The organism is Phytobacter sp. V91 (assembly GCF_965644225.1).
Lineage (GTDB): Bacteria > Pseudomonadota > Gammaproteobacteria > Enterobacterales > Enterobacteriaceae > CBFFRJ01.
Genome location: NZ_CBFFRJ010000058.1, coordinates 1 through 18,183 on the forward strand (window position 1 = coordinate 1; position 18,183 = coordinate 18,183).

General features: G+C 56.9%; 17 protein-coding genes. 11 read left to right on the top strand and 6 right to left on the bottom strand.

Annotated elements, in window-relative coordinates:
* Positions 1 to 285: 285 nt before the first annotated feature.
* Positions 286 to 924 (bottom strand): beta-phosphoglucomutase, encoded by a 639-nt coding sequence (gene pgmB, locus ACSZO4_RS13335; protein WP_437889455.1) that lies wholly within the window; start codon positions 922 to 924, stop codon positions 286 to 288.
* Positions 921 to 2,012 (bottom strand): glycoside hydrolase family 3 N-terminal domain-containing protein, encoded by a 1,092-nt coding sequence (locus tag ACSZO4_RS13340; protein WP_437889482.1) that lies wholly within the window; start codon positions 2,010 to 2,012, stop codon positions 921 to 923. The genes pgmB and ACSZO4_RS13340 overlap by 4 nt, the downstream gene beginning before the upstream one ends.
* On the opposite strand from ACSZO4_RS13340, the gene ACSZO4_RS13345 reads away from it, so the two are divergent.
* The 11 genes from ACSZO4_RS13345 (at position 1,905) to ACSZO4_RS13395 (ending at position 13,687) form a co-directional block, all read left to right on the top strand.
* Positions 1,905 to 2,399 (top strand): hypothetical protein, encoded by a 495-nt coding sequence (locus tag ACSZO4_RS13345; protein WP_437889485.1) that lies wholly within the window; start codon positions 1,905 to 1,907, stop codon positions 2,397 to 2,399. The genes ACSZO4_RS13340 and ACSZO4_RS13345 overlap by 108 nt on opposite strands.
* 124 nt (positions 2,400 to 2,523) lie before the next feature.
* A complete protein-coding gene (locus ACSZO4_RS13350) occupies positions 2,524 to 3,756 on the top strand; it encodes an MFS transporter (RefSeq protein ID WP_437889456.1) in 1,233 nt (410 codons plus the stop codon).
* Positions 3,734 to 4,483, top strand: coding sequence for an SDR family NAD(P)-dependent oxidoreductase (locus ACSZO4_RS13355; RefSeq protein ID WP_437889457.1), 750 nt, complete (start codon positions 3,734 to 3,736; stop codon positions 4,481 to 4,483). Before ACSZO4_RS13350 ends, ACSZO4_RS13355 begins: the two co-directional genes overlap by 23 nt.
* 226 nt (positions 4,484 to 4,709) lie before the next feature.
* The gene (gene yefM, locus ACSZO4_RS13360; RefSeq protein ID WP_437889458.1) at positions 4,710 to 4,961 is read left to right on the top strand and encodes a YoeB-YefM toxin-antitoxin system antitoxin YefM; all 252 of its coding nucleotides are present in this window, start codon (positions 4,710 to 4,712) and stop codon (positions 4,959 to 4,961) included.
* Positions 4,958 to 5,212: a Txe/YoeB family addiction module toxin gene (locus ACSZO4_RS13365; protein WP_437889459.1), complete on the top strand. Its 255-nt coding sequence runs from the start codon at positions 4,958 to 4,960 to the stop codon at positions 5,210 to 5,212. Before yefM ends, ACSZO4_RS13365 begins: the two co-directional genes overlap by 4 nt.
* Before the next feature lie 199 nt (positions 5,213 to 5,411).
* The gene (locus ACSZO4_RS13370) at positions 5,412 to 7,352 is read left to right on the top strand and encodes a methyl-accepting chemotaxis protein (RefSeq protein ID WP_437889460.1); all 1,941 of its coding nucleotides are present in this window, start codon (positions 5,412 to 5,414) and stop codon (positions 7,350 to 7,352) included.
* 216 nt (positions 7,353 to 7,568) lie between these two features.
* Complete coding sequence (locus tag ACSZO4_RS13375) at positions 7,569 to 8,543, top strand: AEC family transporter (RefSeq protein WP_437889461.1); 975 nt, start codon at positions 7,569 to 7,571, stop codon at positions 8,541 to 8,543.
* Positions 8,544 to 8,812: 269 nt separating this feature from the next.
* Positions 8,813 to 9,706 carry an ABC transporter substrate-binding protein gene (locus ACSZO4_RS13380; RefSeq protein ID WP_437889462.1) on the top strand — a complete coding sequence of 298 codons (894 nt, stop codon included), beginning with the start codon at positions 8,813 to 8,815 and terminating at the stop codon, positions 9,704 to 9,706.
* A complete protein-coding gene (locus tag ACSZO4_RS13385; RefSeq protein ID WP_437889463.1) occupies positions 9,706 to 10,632 on the top strand; it encodes an amino acid ABC transporter permease in 927 nt (308 codons plus the stop codon). Before ACSZO4_RS13380 ends, ACSZO4_RS13385 begins: the two co-directional genes overlap by 1 nt.
* Complete coding sequence (locus tag ACSZO4_RS13390; protein WP_437889464.1) at positions 10,625 to 11,386, top strand: amino acid ABC transporter ATP-binding protein; 762 nt, start codon at positions 10,625 to 10,627, stop codon at positions 11,384 to 11,386. Before ACSZO4_RS13385 ends, ACSZO4_RS13390 begins: the two co-directional genes overlap by 8 nt.
* Positions 11,387 to 13,687, top strand: coding sequence for a molybdopterin-dependent oxidoreductase (locus tag ACSZO4_RS13395; protein WP_437889465.1), 2,301 nt, complete (start codon positions 11,387 to 11,389; stop codon positions 13,685 to 13,687).
* Here ACSZO4_RS13395 and ACSZO4_RS13400 read toward each other — a convergent pair.
* From ACSZO4_RS13400 to purB, 4 genes are read right to left on the bottom strand one after another with little or no spacing between them, the layout of a single operon-like run.
* Positions 13,662 to 14,972, bottom strand: a complete 1,311-nt coding sequence (locus tag ACSZO4_RS13400; protein WP_437889466.1) for an MmgE/PrpD family protein — start codon at positions 14,970 to 14,972, stop codon at positions 13,662 to 13,664. The two genes, ACSZO4_RS13395 and ACSZO4_RS13400, sit on opposite strands and share 26 nt — an antisense overlap.
* Positions 14,969 to 16,114 (bottom strand): amidohydrolase, encoded by a 1,146-nt coding sequence (locus ACSZO4_RS13405; protein WP_437889467.1) that lies wholly within the window; start codon positions 16,112 to 16,114, stop codon positions 14,969 to 14,971. The genes ACSZO4_RS13400 and ACSZO4_RS13405 overlap by 4 nt, the downstream gene beginning before the upstream one ends.
* 10 nt (positions 16,115 to 16,124) lie before the next feature.
* The gene (locus ACSZO4_RS13410) at positions 16,125 to 16,652 is read right to left on the bottom strand and encodes a GNAT family N-acetyltransferase (RefSeq protein WP_437889468.1); all 528 of its coding nucleotides are present in this window, start codon (positions 16,650 to 16,652) and stop codon (positions 16,125 to 16,127) included.
* Positions 16,649 to 18,016, bottom strand: coding sequence for an adenylosuccinate lyase (purB, locus tag ACSZO4_RS13415; protein ID WP_437889483.1), 1,368 nt, complete (start codon positions 18,014 to 18,016; stop codon positions 16,649 to 16,651). Before purB ends, ACSZO4_RS13410 begins: the two co-directional genes overlap by 4 nt.
* Positions 18,017 to 18,183: the final 167 nt, after the last annotated feature.

The following is an 18,183-nucleotide window of genomic DNA, read 5'->3' on the forward strand; positions in this document are numbered from 1 at the left end:
TACAGCTCAGCTAAGGTAAGGCTAATACAGATAAGGACTCCACTGAACCCCACCGATTAAATCGCACCTTCCTTAGCATGTGCGAGTGTCGGTAAGAGCACCAGCAATGGCAATATCTTTCTCATTGTAATAACCTCAACGCAATCGGAATTAATACCCGGCATACTTCAGGTTGCAGGTGTGTTGGCTGTATTCGTTCACCCCGGTCACTTACTACAGTAAGCTCACGGGAATTCTCTCACTTGCCGCCGTCCTGCAACTCGAATTATTTAGGGTATCTGTTTTTTATTTATGTAACAGCTTAAAATCAAAATAACTTAAATCGGGAATGGTGATATCTGCCAGAGTTAAAATATTGCTATCACCAATGCCTACAGTGTGCATATTTGCTTGTTGCGCGGCCTGAATACCGGCAATGGAATCTTCGAATACCGTACACTCCTCATTTTTTAATCCCAGGGTCCTGCTGGCTAATTGAAATACCTGCGGATCGGGTTTGGCTTTCGTTACATCATTACCGTCAACAATAATGTCAAAGTAATGCAGGATCTGGGTTTGCTCCAGAATGTATCTGGCATTCTTACTTGCAGAACCCAGAGCGATATAAATGCCATGGCGTTTACAGGCTGACAAAATGTCAATTGTTCCCGGTAATAACTCACTGGCATTGATAGAGGCAATAAACTGCAAATACAGCCGGTTTTTCTCGTTGAGAATTTCACTGACGTCATAATCATCAACAGCGCGACCGTTGTGCCCGACAATAATTTCAAAAGAGCGTCGTCTGCTGACGCCCTTAAGTTTTTCGTTCAGGGCTGCGTCAAAGCCTAAGCCGTACTTGTCTGCAACCGCTGACCAGGACTGAAAATGGTATTTAGCGGTATCGACCAGCACGCCGTCGAGATCGAAAATAAACGCGCTCATCGCCAGCTACTCCGCAGCGGCTGGCCCATCAGAGCATCCACCGGGCTTGTTCCGGTAAACGGCGATGCGCCCAGAATTTTGCTGATGGTTGCCGCAATGGTGGCCGGGCTGGCGGTCCAGGCGTTGATATAGGTCGGGATCTTTGGCACATCAAACAGGTGATACGGGTTGCCGAAGGAGATAAACAGGGTCGGCAGTTCGCAGCTGAACCACGGCGCATCAATGCCCATCGGCCGCGTCCAGTTAATGCGCAGCGAGGTCTTATTACTGGCCGGTTTGATATTTGCCAGGTACAGCGCCAGATCGTATTTCTCCACCATCTGAGCAATGGAAAGCTTCATATCACGCATGGTGAAGCGGGAAGGATCAAAGAGATCGACCACGAAACCCTGCGCCTGCAACTGCTCTATTGCGCTGGCAAAGACATTGGTTTTATTACCAAAGAAGTCGCCATCATCGGTGAGAGTAAAAAGCATAATGCGCCGGTGCTTAAGCGGATCCAGAGGTAAGAGTCCGGCTTCATCCTTCACCAGGGTCACGGACTGCTGCGCGCAGGTAGCAGCCAGCGCGTGATGGGCGCTGGCGCCGACAACGTCTAAGGCGGCAGGCTCAGGCACGCGTTGTGACGCAGGCAGCGTATGGAGTCGCAGGCTGGCTTTCATCGCCAGGGTGCGGGTGACGGCTTCATCGACGCGGGCCAGAGACAGTGCGCCCGCTTCGATACCCTGGCGCATAAAGTTGAAATCTTCCGCAAGATCTTTATTAAACAGGAAGATATCGCAGCCTGCGGCAATGGCGGCAGGGACCGCTTTGGCTCTTGGCATGATGCTGGTGAAGCCAACCATCGCCGTGGCGTCGGTGACTACTAAACCGTTAAAGCCGAGCTTTTCCCGCAGCAATTTTTGCAGCAGCGCGCCCGATAAGCTGGCGGGGAGGCTGGGATCGGCCTGCCAGAGCTGGCTGTAGGCGGGCAGAGTAATATGGCCTGCCATAATGGCGAGGGTTCCGGCCTTAATCACCGCCTGCCAGACTTTGCCGTAGCTGTTATCCCACTCCTCGATGGAGAGCGTGTTGGCGGTCGTGACGATATGCTGGTGCTGGCAGGCGTGACCGATAAAATCGCCAAACGCTTTGGCTTTGAGGCGCCCAGCCTCCAGCGCGCGCTGGAAGGCACAACCGCCAGTGACACCATTATTCTGCTCGACCATCGCCCTGATACCGCAGTGCACAATGCGCAGTATGGCGTCAAACTCCAGCTCTCCGGACACACCCATGGCGGCATGGTGCGCGGCCTGGATCAGGCGGTGAAACTGGCGAACGGCGGGTTCGTTTCTGGTCGCTATCAGGTCGGCAATATGACGTTGTATGTCAGTAATGGCGCAGGATTGTGGAATGGCTTCCCGCTGCGTCTTGGTCGCCCGTCTGAAATCACCCAGTTTATTCTGCACGTGGATAAGCCAGAAAAGGTTGAGTAATCTTCAACGATCTATGGCGTGATACTCATCAAATAGCCGTCATTCCCCTCCTACAATGAGCACCATTCAACGTTAAAACAGCCCGGCGCACGGGCTGTTTCTCTTATCTATAGCGGGTTATCTCATGAACACTTGCGTAAGGCACGGTGCTGTTACGCCATCAGAACGGCTGGTCACGCCTCCGGCAGGCCTGTTTGCCGCCATGTTAACCCTCGGGCTGGGCGGCTTTTTTATCGGTACCGGCGAATTCGCCTCCATGAGTCTGCTGCCCTCGCTGGCGGAAGGGACAGGGATTTCGGTGCCTCAGGCGGGGCGTTATATCAGCGCCTATGCCATTGGCGTGGTGGTCGGCGCGCCCTTGATAGCGGTAGTGGGCGCGCGCTGGCCGCGCAAAATGTTGCTCCTGAGTTTACTGCTGCTGGTGATGGCAGGTTATCTGGCAAGCGCCCTGGCGTGGAATGCCTCGTCGCTGCTGGTGGCGCGTTTTGTCTCTGGCCTGCCGCACGGGGCCTGGTATGGCGTGGGCGGGCTGGCTGCCTCGGCAATGGTGCCAGTCTCCAGGCGCACGCAGTATATCGGCTATGTGATGTTAGGGCTGGCGGCCGCAAACGTAGCCGGGGTTCCGGCGATGACCTGGCTTGGTCAGCATCTGGGCTGGCGGGCGGCATTTTTGTTTGTGGCGGCAGGCGTCATGCTGACGGCCATCATGCTTTTATTTTTTCTCCCGGCGACGCCTGCTGTCAGGAATGTCTCTTTGCTGCACGAGCTGAGCGCATTACGAAAACCTCAGGTCTGGCTGACCTTTGCCGTCGCCTCCGTTGGCTTTGGCGGGATGCTCGCGGTTTACACTTACATCACGCCAACCCTTATCCATGTCAGTCAATTTTCCCTCTCATCCGTACCGATGGTGCTGGTGGTCTGGGGCGTGGGGATGGTGTGCGGCAATATCGTCGGCGGCTGGCTGGCCGACCGGGCGCTGGTTCCGGCGATTGTCGCCATGCTCCTCTGGAATGTGCTCTGTCTGGTGCTGTTTTCTCTGGTGGCGCATATCCCGTGGGCCACGGTGCTGGTGCTATTTCTGCTCGGCAACGGTTTTGCTCTGGTTCCGGCGCTTCAGGCGAGGCTGATGGATGTCGCCAGTGACGCCCAGACCCTGGCTGCCTCACTCAATCACAGTGCATTTAACATTTCCAACGCCATCGGGGCGTCGCTCGGCGGGCTGGCGATTTCTGCCGGCGCTGGCTGGGCGGCGACAGGCTGGGTGGGCGCGCTGCTTGCCGCCGCTGGGCTGGGCATCATGTGTTTATCCATAAGCTATGCAAAGAGGAGTCAAAATGACGGATACCATCATCGTTAAAGGGCGTACCGCGGTGATTACCGGGGCGGCAAAAGGGTTAGGCGCGGCTGCAGCACGCCGACTGGCGCAGGAAGGCATGTCGCTGAGTCTGTTTGACCGCGATGAAGCCGCGCTCCGGGCTTTTGCCGCAACGCTTACGACCGATGTAGTGCTGACCATTGGCGATGTCACCCGTGAAGGGGATGCTCGCAGGTTGCTGGAGGCTACCCTGCAACGCTTTGGCGAGGTGGCTTTGCTGATCAATAACGCAGGAATAAGCCAGGGGGCTGGCCCGTGGGATGCTCCCAGTGCCTGGCTTACTCAACTGGAGGCCAATTTTTACTCCCTCGTTACGTTACAACATCTGTTCGTACCGGTGATGATCCGGCAGCATGCGCGTAGCGCAGTAGTCAACCTGGGATCAAAAGAGGGGATCACCACGCCACCGGGCAACGCGGCCTACAGTGTGGCGAAAGCGGGCGTTAAAGTGTTAACAGAGCAACTGGCGCATGAGCTGCGTAACCGGATTGGCGATAAAGTGATCGCCCACTTACTTGTTCCGGGCTACACCTGGACACCGATGAATTTCCCTGGCATGGACGAGGTTCATGGCGTGAAGCCCGCCGCGGCCTGGCATGCGGATCAGGTTATCGACTATTTCGTCAGCCACTTTCGCCAAGGGGATTTTTATATCCTCTGTCCGGACAACGAAGTGACGACGGAGATGGACCGTAAGCGAATTACCTAGGCGTATCAGGATATGCTGCAAAACCGCCCGGCGCTGTCACGCTGGCATCAGGAATGGAAAGACGAATTTGCGGCGTGGATGCAGAGCTGAGTCAGGAAAAGAAGCCGTAGCAGTCGCCGTGCAGGTAAAACACAAGTTCAATGCATCACCGCTGCTGAAGTCATTAAATATGTGTTCAAAGAATCACCATCATTGTACAATGATCGGTACATGTGAGGAGATTCAAATGCGTACAATCAGTTATAGCGAAGCACGACAAAATCTGTCTGCGACGATGATGAAAACGGTTGAGGATCGCGCCCCGGTGTTGATTACTCGCCAGAATGGTGAAGCCTGCGTATTGATGTCGCTTGAAGAGTACAACTCTCTTGAAGAGACGGCATACCTGCTGCGTTCACCGGCTAACGCCAGACGGCTCATGAATTCCATTGAGAGTCTTAAAGCAGGCAATGGAACGGAGAAGGAGGTCATTGAGTGAAACTTATCTGGTCTGTGGAATCATGGAATGATTATTTGTTTTGGCAGGAAACGGACAAACGCATGGTCAGAAAAATCAATGAACTTATCAAGGACATCCGCAGAACACCTTTTGAGGGCAAAGGTAAACCTGAGCCCTTAAAATACAACTTGTCGGGTTTCTGGTCGCGCCGTATCACATCAGAGCATCGCCTGGTCTATTCTGTCACCGACGATGCGCTTCTCATTGCCGCCTGTCGTTACCATTACTGAAACGCTTTTTTGCCGTAGCCGCGCCCCTCAGTCTTTCAGATTCACTGCCTGCATGACGCCAGCTTTCCCCAAACCCCTTCAATTTATTGTAAAAAAAATTTAATTCTTATTGGTGTGAAGTGTTAAGCGTTTTTTACCGATATATGAAGCATGAGTAAATTGGGTTATTTGCCAAAGGGCGACTGCCCAGGTGGGGAAAATGAGCACACGTAAAAAACTGACGGCCAGAACGCTGATGCTGGCGTCGATATTTGTCACTATTACGGCCGGGTTCCTGGTCACCATCGGTCTGTTGCTCTGGCAGTCCATGCAGCAACAGCAGGCCGTCGCGCAAAAACATCTGCAACAAATTGCCCACACTGAATCGCTGCGCGTACAGCAGCAGCTCGATACTGCCCTGAGCGCCGCCCGTGATTTGGGGATCAGCGCCTGGTCTTTGCATCAGGCCGATCTTAAGGACAGGCACGGGCTGGATCAGTTGCTCAGTGATTTTCTGCGTCAGCACAATGATTTTTTGTCGATGTCGCTGGCCTTCGAAGCCAATGCTTTTGACGGCAAAGACAGTGATTTTGCCGGACAGCCTGAGCAGGATCCGGCCGGGCGTTACGCGCGCTATGTCGACCGTGATAACAGCGGCAATCCGGCGCTGCATAACCTTGTGGATTATGAAACGCCGGGCAGCGGCGATTACTATCTGCTCCCGCGTCAGCGGCAGAAAGACGTGGTTATTGAACCCTATATCTACCCGTATAACGGCGTGGACGTGATGCTGACCTCCATTGCGGCCCCCATTATCCGCGACGGCAAATTCCAGGGGTCGGTCACCTCTGACTTCTCGCTGGCAACCCTGCAAAAGATGATTGGCGCGATCAAACCCTGGGAAGGGTCGGGCTATGCGCTGCTGCTTTCGGCGGATAATAACGTGATCTACAGCCCGGACAAAGCCGCCACCGGCAAGCCCTGGACGGGGCAGGTTAGCGGCGAAGCGGTTGTGCGCATTGACGATCCCATTTTGCAGGAGTCGGCCTTTGTGACCTGGCAGACCATTACGGTGGGCAACAGCCAGTTGCCGTGGAAACTCGCCATCGTGACCCCGGTCAGCGTGGTGATGGCGGAGGCCTGGAATTACCTGCGTAACGCCATCATCCTGATGATTTTAAGCATTATTATTGTCAGCGTCGTGGTGGCGCTGGTCTTCACCCGCAAAGTCGCGCGTCCGGTCGGCGGCGAACCTTCCGAAGCCTCGGAAATTGCGCTGTCCGTGGCGCAGGGGGATTTAAGCAATCCGATCCCGGTGCGCCCTGGTGATACCAGCAGCATCTTTTACGCGCTGCATACCATGCAATCGCAACTGCAGCGCATTGTCGGCAGTATCAGTGATGCCAGCCATTCAGTGCGTTCAGGCAGCAGTGAGATAGCCGCGGGCAACCTGGATCTGGCGTCGCGCACTGAACAGCAGGCAGCCGCGATTGTGGAGACGGCGGCGAGCATGGAGCAGATTTCCGTGACCGTGAAAAACAATGCCGATAACGTCCATAAGGCCACGCGACTGACCGAGAAAGCCGCACAGATCGCCGGGCAGGGCGAGTCGCTGGTGGGGGAAGTGGTGAACATCATCGGCAAGATTGATGAGAGCGCCAGTAAGATTGGCGATATCAACAGCATCATTGATGGCATTGCTTTCCAGACCAATATCCTGGCCCTCAATGCCGCCGTTGAAGCCGCGCGCGCCGGTGAACAGGGGCGGGGCTTTGCGGTGGTGGCTGGTGAAGTGCGTAACCTGGCCCAGCGAAGTTCAAATGCCGCGAAAGAGATTTCGACGCTGATCGAAGAGTCCTCCGGGCGCGTCAGTAAAGGGGTGGCGCTGGTGAATGAGACCGGGGAGATGATGAAGCAAATTATCGAGTCGGTATCGAGTGTCCATCTGGTCATTAGCGAGATTGTGCAGGCCCTGGATGAGCAGACCAAAGGTGTGGGCCAGGTGACGATTGCGGTCAATCAGATGGACAGCGCCACCCAGCAGAATGCCTCTCTGGTGCAGCAGATCTCCGCCGCTGCTATGTCGCTGGAGGAGCAGGCGAAGAACCTGGAAGAGACGCTGGCGTTTTTTGCAAAGGCGCAGGGTCATCATCTGAGTTAAGTGCTTTCCTCCTTACCCAACAGCCCCTCGCATCCCTGGTGCGAGGGCTGTTAGGCGCGGCTTGTGGGTCTGAAGCCTTTGCTTGTTCATTTGTCATAAAGCGCCAGGGCGCTTATCCAGACTCACTTTAGCCAACTGACTCCGCGACATAAAATCCTTATACTGCCAAAAAACAAAAAATGGGTTTAATTTTCGATACTAAGGGCAGGGTGAAGGATGGAAACGGCGAATTTCCTGGGGCAGCTTACGCAGCAGATGATATTGTCTGCCCCGTTATTTTCATTAATTGCGTTAGGTTATTGTCTCGGCCGCTTTGCTGGCTGGCCTGAAGCGGCGAGTGGGGTGTTTAATCGCTTCTGCTTCTCGGTGGCCTTACCCTGCATGCTGTTTAAAGTGATGAGCAAATTCTACCAAAGCCCGCCGGTGGATATGCGTTTGCTGATTGCTTATTTTGGCAGTTGCCTGGCTATCTATATTGTCGGGCGGGTGGTGGCGAAAAGCGTTTTTGGCCTCGACGCCGTCTCAGCATCGGTATTTGGTCTTGGCGGTATCTTTTCTAACAATGTGATGCTGGGGATCCCGGTCGCCGTTATTCTCCTTGGCCAGGCCAGCCTTGCCTCGGTTGCCCTGGTGCTGGTGTTTAACAGCCTTATTCTGTGGACTCTGGTGACGGTGTCAGTTGAGTGGGCGCAGAGCGGCAGTTTCTCCTGGAAAGGCATCGGCAAAACCCTGGTCAATGTGCTGCGCAATCCGCTGATTATCGGTATTTTCTCAGGCTTTGCCTGGAGTATGACGCACCAGCCCTTGCCGCAGTTTGTCGATGGCCCGGTCACCATGCTCGGGCAAATTGCCGCGCCGCTAACTCTGGTGACGCTGGGCATGAGCCTCTCACACTATAAAATCAGCCAGGGTCTGCGGGAAAGCGCCGCCATTTGTCTGATTAAGCTGGTGCTGATGCCGGGGCTTATCTGGGCAATTGCGTATGCATTGCACCTGCCGCAGCAGGAGAGTCAGGTCGTGGTCCTGCTGGGCTCTATGGCCGTCGGCGTGAACGTCTACTTAATGGCGCAGAAATTCAAAGTGCTGCAGGGGGCGACGGCAACCAGCATGCTGATTTCCACCCTCCTGTCGACCCTCACGACCCCGCTATTAATGATCATGATGACCCGCTTTTATCCGGCGTGGCCATAGATTGCCAGGGCACGAATATGTGCCCTGTTAAAACCCCATTCCGGCCCTCCGCCTGCCACGTGCGCCCTTACCGCTGACACCCCGTCACACCGCTTGCCTCCTTGTTGCAACTGGCTTATTCAATTCCTGGCATTGCTTTTCTGGTTTTATTGGTTCCCTCATATTGCCCACTCAACCAGAATGACCATTACAAAATATATTCCGTCACATGCCTTGTTATTTAATTTTGCCAGCCCGCCTGAGGTTAATTTTGGGGACAGAAAAACGAAATGAAAAAACACAGCATCATCGCCTTATTGTTGGCAGTGAGTGGGAGCCAGCAGGTTATTGCTGCCGAGCAAACTGTCCCGGCAAAAAATAACTTTACCGTCTCGGCCAGTGAAACATTAAAAGCAAAACTCCCGGCGGACATTCAGCAGCGTGGATATATTGTTGCCGGAACCAACCCGAATACGCCGCCAACCACCTTTTATCAGGAAGATAATAAAACGCTGGCCGGACGTGAAATCGATATTATGAGCGCGGTGGCTGAACGCCTTGGCGTTAAAGTGCAGTGGCACGACACTGGCGGCTTCGATAACATCATCCCCGGTCTTAAATCAGGCCGCTATGACGTCGCCCTGTCTAATATTAACGCCACGCAAAAACGCCTCGAGCAGGTAGATTTTGTCAGTTACTACGACGCATCGCGCTTAGGCGTCATTTCCCGTAAAGATGCCAATATTCCTGCCTTCACTGAACTGACGCAGGTATGCGGCAAAGAGATTGGCGCCGGGTCCGGCACCACCCAGATTAACCGTCTCAATGAAGCCAGCAAAGCCTGTGAAGCGCAGGGTAAGCCGCCGATTAATGTCGCCATCTTCCCGGACCGTCCGGCAGGTGTGCAGGCGGTAGTCAGCGGTCGCGTACCTATGTTCTTTGGCCCTTATGAAGGACTGACCTGGCAGGTGAAGACCGTTAAGCCACTGACCATGTCCGGGCAAATCAGCGTCAACGATGCGCCGGTTTCCATTGCTTTCCCGAAAGACTCCGGACTGGAAGAGGCCGTCCAGGCTGCGCTGAATTCGCTTATCCAGGACGGTACCTATCAAAAGATTCTGGACCACTGGTCTATTGGCTTTGGCGCAGTGAAAGAGTCGAAACGTAATCAGGACATTTTCTAATGCCACACTCCACACCTCAGGCTTCTCAGGACGCACTGCGCATCATCGGAAAACGCTATTACGGACGCTGGTTTAGCGCGCTGGTGGTGTTGCTGATGCTCGTCGGGTTGCTGCACTCCATCTTTAACAACCCGCGTTTTGAATGGCATGTGGTGGCGGAGAGTTTTACCGAAAGCTCCATTATCAGCGGCGTGCTGATGACCCTCCAGCTCACGGCCATCTCCGTGGTGCTGGGCTTTGCCGGCGGCACGGTGCTGGCGTTAATGCGCCTCTCCTCCAACCCGGTGCTGGTGGCGGTCAGCTGGGGATACACCTGGTTCTTCCGTGGTGTGCCAATGCTGGTGCAACTGTTCCTCTGGTACAACATCGCCGCGCTTTATCCGACGATTTCATTGAGCCTGCCAGGGACTGGCGAACTCTTCAGCGCCTCTGCTAATGCGCTGATTAGCCCCTTTAGTGCGGCCGTCATCGCGCTGGTGATGCACCAGTCGGCCTATGCGGCAGAAATTATTCGTGCAGGCATCCAGAGTGTGGGTAACGGTCAACTGGAAGCCGCCCGCGCTCTGGGCTATACCCGCAGCCAGATCTTCCGGCATACGGTACTGCCGCAGGCAATGCGCGCCATTTTGCCGCCAGCGGGAAACGAAGTGATTGGTCAGTTGAAAACCACTGCGGTGGTTTCGGTTATCTCATTACAGGATGTGCTCTACTCGGCGCAAATTATCTACCAGCGCACCTATGAAGTGATCCCGCTGCTGCTGGTGGCGACCTTATGGTACCTGTTATTGACCTCGGTGCTCTCCGTTGGCCAGTTTTACGTTGAACGTTATTTTGCCCGTGGGGCGAAGCGTCAGACGGCGAAAGTCTGGTTCGCCCGCAGGCTGCCGGTCTACCTGTTCAATGCAAGGAGAGTGAACAATGGCTGAGGCTATCGAACTTCGTAATATCACCAAACGCTTCGGCACCCAGACCGTGGTGGATGCGGTTGACCTGGACGTGGATGCCGGGTCAGTCACGGTGATCCTCGGGCCCTCTGGTTCCGGTAAATCCACGCTGCTGCGCTGCATTAATCATCTGGAAAAACTGGATGCGGGGACCATTCGCATCGGCGGTAATCTGGTGGGGTATGAGCAAAAAGGCCAGGCGCTGTATGAGGTGAGCGACAGTAAAATCGCCGCCCAGCGCAGCCGCATTGGGATGGTGTTCCAGCAATTTAATCTGTTTGCCCACCGTACCGTCCTGCAAAACATCATCGACGCCCCCATTCGCGTGAAGCAGCAACCGCGCGCCGTGGCGGTGGCCAAAGCCCGCCAGTTGCTCCAGCAGGTGGGGTTATCCGGGCGTGAAAACGACTGGCCGCAACAGCTCTCCGGCGGTCAACAGCAGCGCGTTGCCATTGCCCGCGCCCTGGCGATGGATCCGGAAGTGATGCTCTTTGACGAACCAACCTCCGCCCTTGACCCTGAGCTGGTGGGCGAAGTATTGCAGGTTATCAAAGGATTAGCGCACTCCGGGATAACCATGGTGATTGTGACCCATGAAATCGGCTTTGCCCGCGAAGTGGCAGACAATATCGTCTTTATGGAGTCCGGCAAAATCATTGCTTCCGGCCCGGCGCGTCAGGTGCTGGAAGAGAACGCCAATGCCCGCGTGACCCACTTCCTTTCAACGGTTCTGTAAATGTCCGCTCCGGTTATTCATAGCTCCCATTGGGGAGCCTTTACCGCTCAACGTCGTGAAAAAGAACTGACCATCGTCCCCTTTGCCGCCGACCCGGATCCCAGCCCGCTGCTGGAAAATCTCACTGATGCGTTAACCCACTCAGCCAGGGTCACTCAGCCGATGGTGCGACGGGGCTGGCTGGAAAATGGCCCCGGTCCGGATGAGCGGCGCGGGGCGGATGAATACATAGCCATTAGCTGGGAGCAGGCGATTGAGCTTGCCGCAGGCGAGCTCTCCCGGGTGGCCGAACAATTTGGTCCGCAGGCGATCTTTGGCGGCTCTTATGGCTGGTCGAGCGCCGGGCGTTTTCACCATGCGCAAAGCCAGGTTCATCGCTTTCTCAACACTACGGTTGGGGGCTATGTTCGTTCCGTCTGGTCCTACAGTTCTGCGGCGGCTTCGGTCATTTTGCCGCACATTGTCGCCCCGCAGGATGAGATCTCCCGCCGCGGCGTGAGCTGGCGGGAAATCGCCGAACATAGCGACATTATTCTCGCGTTTGGCGGTCTGGCGCTGAAAAATTCCCAGGTTGCCAGCGGTGGTTTGAGTGAACATACCGAACGTGGCTATATGCAACAGGCCGCCCGTCGCGGGGCGAGCTTTATCTCCGTCAGCCCGTTGCGTAGCGACCTGCCCGCCGAAGCGGCCGGTGAGTGGCTGCCGGTAACTCCTGGCACCGATGCGGCGTTGATCCTCGCTCTGTTGCACACCCTTTATCAGCAGGGACTGACGGACGAGGCTTTTCTGGCGCGTTACTGCACCGGATGGCCGACGCTGGTGCGCTATTTCCAGGGCGAAGCTGATGGCATTGTGCGTGATGCCCGCTGGGCTGAAGCCATTTGTGGTCTCCCGGCGACGGAGATTGTGACCCTGGCGCAGCGGCTACATGGCCAGCGTGTGCTGGTCACGGTGGCGCATGCGTTACAGCGTGCCCAGCATGGCGAACAGCCGGTATGGCTTGGGCTGGTGCTGGCATCCGCTCTCGGGCAACCGGGCCTGCCCGGCGGGGGCTATACCTATGCGCTCGGGGCGCTGGGCCATTATGGCAAGGCGTTTAACCGGGTCTCTTTTCCCTCGCTGCCGCAGGGGAAAAACGGCGTGGAGGCGTTTATTCCGGTGGCGCGCATTGCTGACATGCTGCTGCACCCCGGTGAGCCGTTTCAGTTTAACGGCGTGGAGCATCGCTATCCGCATATCAAACTGGCGTGGTGGGCCGGGGGGAATCCGTTCCATCATCACCAGGATCTTGCGCGGCTGCGGCGGGCGTTTTGCCGTCTTGATACCTTAATCGTCCATGAACATAGCCTGACGGCCACCGCGCGCCATGCGGATTTGATCCTGCCCGCCACCATGACCCTGGAGCGGGAGGATGTGGGCGGAGCCCCCACCGATCGCCATCTTTTTGCCATGCATCCGGTGGCGCAACCCCAGGCTGAGGCCCGGGACGATTTTGCTATCTTTCGCGATATTGCCGCTAGGCTGGGCAAAGAAGAGGCCTTTACCGAAGGGCGTAATGTACGTGAGTGGTTACAACATCTGTACCAGCAGATGCAGCAAAAACTGGCGGAGATAGACCACCAGGTGCCGGACTTTGACGTCTTCTGGCAGCAGGGGGTTTTAACCCTGCCGCAGGTGGATGATGGCGGACGTTTGCTGCGCCGTTTTCGTGCTGATCCGCTTGCCAGCCCACTGCCGACGCCGGACGGTAAAATCCAGATTTTCTCTGCCACGATTGACAGTTTTGCTTATGCTGACTGCCCCGGTCATCCGGTGTGGCGTGAGCCGGACGAGCAGCCGACTGCCTTGCATCCGCTCTGGCTTATCGCCAATCAGCCCGCCACGCGGCTGCATAGCCAACTGGATTACGCCCGGCACAGCGCGAAGCATAAACAGCAGGGTAAAGAGGTCTGTCTGATGCACCCGGAGGATGCGGCAGCGCGGGGTATTAGCGAGGGGGATGTCGTGATGCTGCATAACGCCCGGGGGGCGCTGCTGGCCGCGGTCAATCTGTCGCGGGACATTAAACCCGGCGTGGTGCAACTCCCGACCGGCGCCTGGTATGACCCGGTTGATCCCCTGGCCGAACGTCCGTTGTGCCGTCACGGCAACCCAAATGTGCTCACCCGTGACAAGGGAACCTCGGCGCTTGGACAGGGATGCAGCGGGCAGATTACGGTGATTCAGGCTGCCCGTTTTACCGGTGATGTCGGGCCGGTTCAGGCCTGGTCGCCGATTATCCCAGCAGAAAATCGCGAATAGCCTGTAGATCCTCCACCGTTTGCAGACGGGTCTGTTTTAGCCAGCGATCGCGGGTTGGCTTATCGGCATCGGGCAGGCACCGGCGGAGCTTTTCGCTCAGATCCACCCCCTGAGCCAGCAGCGCCTGGCGCGTTATGTGGCTTATCAACTGCTCACCGTTATGCAACTGCAGCGTCAGGCGATGAAAGCGTGCGCCGGGGTTTTGCGCATCCGGCGGGGCGGATAAATCCTCACTGCGGGTAACCCGGGCGGCCAGCTCAGCGGTGAGCGGGTCAACGCGCCGGGCATCGAAGCGGGGCAGCGCCAGCTCTCCTCGTCGCAGGCACTCGGCAATGACATATTCGAGACTAAATCGGGCTTCGGTGCCGGTAGTGGGCTGGCGGACAAAGGCCGCCACATCCCCGCCGGGAGGAAACGCGATATCGATATGCGCTATTGCCTGGATAAGGTCGTCCGTTTCCTTACCTGCTGCCCGCCACTGGTGATGCAGGCGCAGCGCCGCCAGGGCAGCGCCATGGGTGCCGCTACAGGTGGGCCACGGTTTGAATTCAAGACCCGGCGTGATAATGCGCCACGGTAATCCCCATGCCTGGGGCAGTTTTTGCGGCTCCTGGGTATTGGGGCTGTAGGCGTTGAGAAAGCTCTCCAGCGTACCCGCGGTCGATGCCTTAACCCCGTGCAGGGCGAGCTGGACGGCGCTGACCGCTGCGCGTGCGGCAAGACCCGCATGCAGTGGTTTAATGTCGGAACCAAACTGTATGCGCAGCCCGGCTGACTGGGTGGCGGCGATAGCCAGGATTGTCGCCGTTTGCGTCGTTGTGGCCCCCATAAGCCTGGCGCCTGCGGCTGCGGCGGCGATAACGCCCAGGGTACTGGTGCTGTGAAACCCTTGCAGATAATGGCCGCTTCCCACCGCCAGCCCGAGTCGACCGGCGGTCTCCACACCCACCACAAAGGCATCCAGCAGGCGTTGAGGATCATCGCTGCCCAACGCCAGCAGGGTCGGCAAAATGACCGTGCCAGGGTGACCGCGAAAGTCCGGATGGTAATCATCAAAATCGAGCGCATGCCCGCAGTAGCCCAGGCGCAGGGCGCGCGATTGTGGATCGTCGCCGGGCCAGACGGCGCGAACCGTCTCCCGCGTGGCGTCCGGCAGGCTGCCGTTGACCACCGGTAAGGCGACGGCGAAGAAATCCAGCACACCTTGTCTGGCCTGCTCGCGGGCGGCCTCGTCAGGCTCGCTGGTGGCTATCAGCCTGGCGACCTCTGCCGTCAGATGGCTCATGCTTTTGCCTCTTCCAGCGTGGCGAGGGCCAGCTGCGCCAGCCAGTCAGCGGTCGGATAGAGGGCGGCATCATCGACGCGAAATTGCGGATGGTGAAGGGCGAAGGGGCCTCCGGAGCCAATCATGATAAACGCGCCAGGCAACTGCTGCTGGTAGAAGGCAAAGTCCTCGCCAATCGGATTAGCAGGAATGCGCCGGACTTCAAAACCTGCCTGTTCGCCGGTTTTTAGCGCAAGGTTGACCCAGTCTGCGCTGTTGACCACCGAGGGGGGGCCAGGCTGCCAGTCGAGCTCGATTTCAGCGGCAAAGGCCGTGGCGAGACCTTGTATCACCTCACGTATACGGCGCTCGATGTTTTCGCGCACGGTCTGGCTGAAGGTGCGTACCGTGCCTTCCAGCCAGGCCGTGTCGGGAATGACATTCCAGGTACTGCCGCTGTGCACCTGGGTAATCGAAAGCACGGCGTTTTCGCTGGAGTCGATATTACGGCTGATCAAGGTTTGCAGGGCGCTTATCAACTGCCCGGCAATGATAATGGGATCGTTGCCTTCATGAGGGCGCGCCGCATGGCTGCCGGTTCCGGTGATATTAATGCGAAAACGGTCGACGCCCGCGGTCAGCGCCCCGGCTTTGCTTCCCATCACCCCAACCGGGAGCGCGGGGTCATTATGAATACCAAAAATAGCCGTCGCCCCGTCCAGTGCGCCAGCGGCAATCAGCGCGGGCGCGCCCTGGCCGGTCTCTTCGGCTGGCTGGAACAGAATGCGCACCCGTCCTGCGAGCGTCGCTTCCTGGGCTTTGAGTAAGATTGCCGCCCCAAGCGCCGCCGAGGAGTGAAAATCATGACCGCAGGCATGCATCACCCCTGGGTGCTCAGAGCTGTATGCGACTCCCGATTTTTCCTCAATCGGCAGGGCGTCAATATCGGCACGCAGCACCACTAAAGGCCCGGCGTTCTGCCCACCAATCTCCACCACCAGACCGGTGGGTAAATCCAGCGGCAGAATAGCGATTTGATTCTGTTCCAGTACGCGGCGCAGCCGGGCGGTAGTGGCAAATTCTTCGTTTGAGAGTTCAGGGAAACGGTGCAGTTCGTGACGAAATTCGGTGAGCCGGCGGGCTAAATCATGGGTATCTGTCATAGTTTACTCGTCAGGGTATGTGGCGTGCGAGCCAGCGTTCATGGGCTGTCTCATCAAGGATTTTTTTCATAAACAGGGTGATATGCCCCTTTCCCAGGTCAGCCTGATGCTGGGCCTGGAATCCCCATTGCTGGTAGACGTCAATGAGCCAGGGATGATGGATTGCTGTCCCTAATGAGATAGCAGGCGCGCGCAGCATGTCGCGCACGATATGGCTCTCTACCCAGTCATAAATCTGCCGCCCGCGCTGCTGGCCGCGAAAGCGCGGGTGCGCGCCAAACCAGCCAATATGAGGCAGCCCAAAGGGGCCGGGCAGCGGCCCCCACGGGTAGCGCAGGGTCACGGAGGCGGCCAGTTCATCGTCAATAAAAAGGCCGTACACGCCGTGCTGTTGCAGATGCAGCAGCACCTTTTGCTGAGTAGCGGTGGCGGCATCGAAATGCACGCCCAGCGCACGCGAGGGCGCATAGGCGGCGAGCATCAGCGCCAGGTAGGCGTCGCTATCGGCCTGGTCGAGCTGTCGGTACTGTGCGGTCATGCCTGCTCCCGTTGCAGCACACTGTCGGCAGCCTGCAGAACATCAGTTACCTTCTCCACCGCGCTGCCGAGGTAGCGCGCCGGATCGAACCAGGCATCCAGGTCCGCGCTTGAGAAGGCGTGAGCAAATTCCGGGGTTTCCGCCAGTACGCTTTTGAAGTCGCGCCCGGTTTCAAAAGCATGCATTGCGCAGGTGTAGACCAGGTGATGAGCTGTCTGCTTGCCGAGGGTTTTTCCCGCTTCAAACATCACTTTTTCTGACAGCAACAGCCCGGCCTGGATATCCAGATTGGCGCGCATCTTGTCGGCATTGACCGTCAGCCCGCTCAGAATTCCCTGGGCGTTTTGCAACTGGGCGGAGAGATAGAGGCAGATTTCCGGCAGCGCCAGCCATTCGGCGCGCCAGCTCATTGCATCGCGTTCATGTTCTACGTGCATGGATTCGTAAATCAGCGCCGCGCTTTTGCGGATCGGCGGCGTCAGGCTTGCGAGGCCTTCAATGGCTGCCGGGTTGCGTTTATGCGGCATGGTGGTGGAGCCGATTTTCCCTTTGCTGAAGGGTTCTTCTACTTCGCCGATTTCGCTGCGCATCAGGTTGTAAAGTTCGTTACCGATTTTACCCAGCGAACCGCTAATCAGTACCGCTACCGAGGCAAATTCACTCAGCCTGTCGCGGGCGGACTGCCAGCCAATCGTCGGGCAGGCCAGACCCAGCAGACTGAGCGCCCTGCGTTCTACTTCCGGCCCTTGCGCGCCAAGCGCGGCGTTGGTGCCAATGGCGCCGTTAATATTGCCGGTCAGCACCCGAGGCGTGATTTCGCCGATGCGCGTCAGATGGCGCAGGAACTCATCCAGCCAGACGGCGGTTTTAAAGCCAAAGGTGGTGGGCAGCGCCTGCATACCGTGGGTTCGTCCGACCATCAGCGTCTGCTGGTGGCGCTCAGAAAGCTGGCGCAGCGCGCGGGTGACTCCAAGGACATCGCGACGGATAATGGTCAGCGCCTGGCGCAGCTGCAAAATAGTGGCGGTATCAACAATGTCCTGAGTGGTGGCGCCGTAATGCAGATATTCTCCGGCCGGGCCGCACTGCTGTTGCAACGCAGTCAGCGTTGGCATAAAGGAGTGCTTCATCAGTCCCGCCTGGGCGGCGATATCGCTGAGCAGCAGAGCCTCTGGCTGCGCTTTACGGACAATCTCTTTAGCGGCTTCGGCCGGAATGACGCCCAGTTCGCCCTGCGCCTGAGCGAGGGCAACTTCGACGGCTACCTGCTGATGAAGCCGGTTCTCTTCCGACCAGACGGCACGCATTTCCGGCGTGGCGAAGTTATTGCCAATAATTAAAAAATCGATGGGATGCGATGCCATTTTTTTCTTTTGCCTGTCGGTGAAATGAGAAGGAGAAATGACGCGAATCATTTTTTTCTGCGGTTATCTTCATTGAAGGATATAACCGGGGGCAAGGCATTTGTGGCTTTATCCAATATTATTCTATCGATATGAAAACAGAAGAAATAGAGAGCATTGTTTTTAAT

Bases quoted from the DNA above. Each gene is read 5' to 3' on its own strand.
- pgmB (WP_437889455.1), bottom strand. From the start codon at position 924: ATGAGCGCGTTTATTTTCGATCTCGACGGCGTGCTGGTCGATACCGCT.
- ACSZO4_RS13345 (WP_437889485.1), top strand. From the start codon at position 1,905: ATGGCCTGCCATAATGGCGAGGGTTCCGGCCTTAATCACCGCCTGCCA.
- ACSZO4_RS13350 (WP_437889456.1), top strand. From the start codon at position 2,524: ATGAACACTTGCGTAAGGCACGGTGCTGTTACGCCATCAGAACGGCTG.
- ACSZO4_RS13355 (WP_437889457.1), top strand. From the start codon at position 3,734: ATGACGGATACCATCATCGTTAAAGGGCGTACCGCGGTGATTACCGGG.
- yefM (WP_437889458.1), top strand. From the start codon at position 4,710: ATGCGTACAATCAGTTATAGCGAAGCACGACAAAATCTGTCTGCGACG.
- ACSZO4_RS13370 (WP_437889460.1), top strand. From the start codon at position 5,412: ATGAGCACACGTAAAAAACTGACGGCCAGAACGCTGATGCTGGCGTCG.
- ACSZO4_RS13375 (WP_437889461.1), top strand. From the start codon at position 7,569: ATGGAAACGGCGAATTTCCTGGGGCAGCTTACGCAGCAGATGATATTG.
- ACSZO4_RS13380 (WP_437889462.1), top strand. From the start codon at position 8,813: ATGAAAAAACACAGCATCATCGCCTTATTGTTGGCAGTGAGTGGGAGC.
- ACSZO4_RS13385 (WP_437889463.1), top strand. From the start codon at position 9,706: ATGCCACACTCCACACCTCAGGCTTCTCAGGACGCACTGCGCATCATC.
- ACSZO4_RS13390 (WP_437889464.1), top strand. From the start codon at position 10,625: ATGGCTGAGGCTATCGAACTTCGTAATATCACCAAACGCTTCGGCACC.
- ACSZO4_RS13395 (WP_437889465.1), top strand. From the start codon at position 11,387: ATGTCCGCTCCGGTTATTCATAGCTCCCATTGGGGAGCCTTTACCGCT.
- ACSZO4_RS13400 (WP_437889466.1), bottom strand. From the start codon at position 14,972: ATGAGCCATCTGACGGCAGAGGTCGCCAGGCTGATAGCCACCAGCGAG.
- ACSZO4_RS13405 (WP_437889467.1), bottom strand. From the start codon at position 16,114: ATGACAGATACCCATGATTTAGCCCGCCGGCTCACCGAATTTCGTCAC.
- ACSZO4_RS13410 (WP_437889468.1), bottom strand. From the start codon at position 16,652: ATGACCGCACAGTACCGACAGCTCGACCAGGCCGATAGCGACGCCTAC.
- purB (WP_437889483.1), bottom strand. From the start codon at position 18,016: ATGGCATCGCATCCCATCGATTTTTTAATTATTGGCAATAACTTCGCC.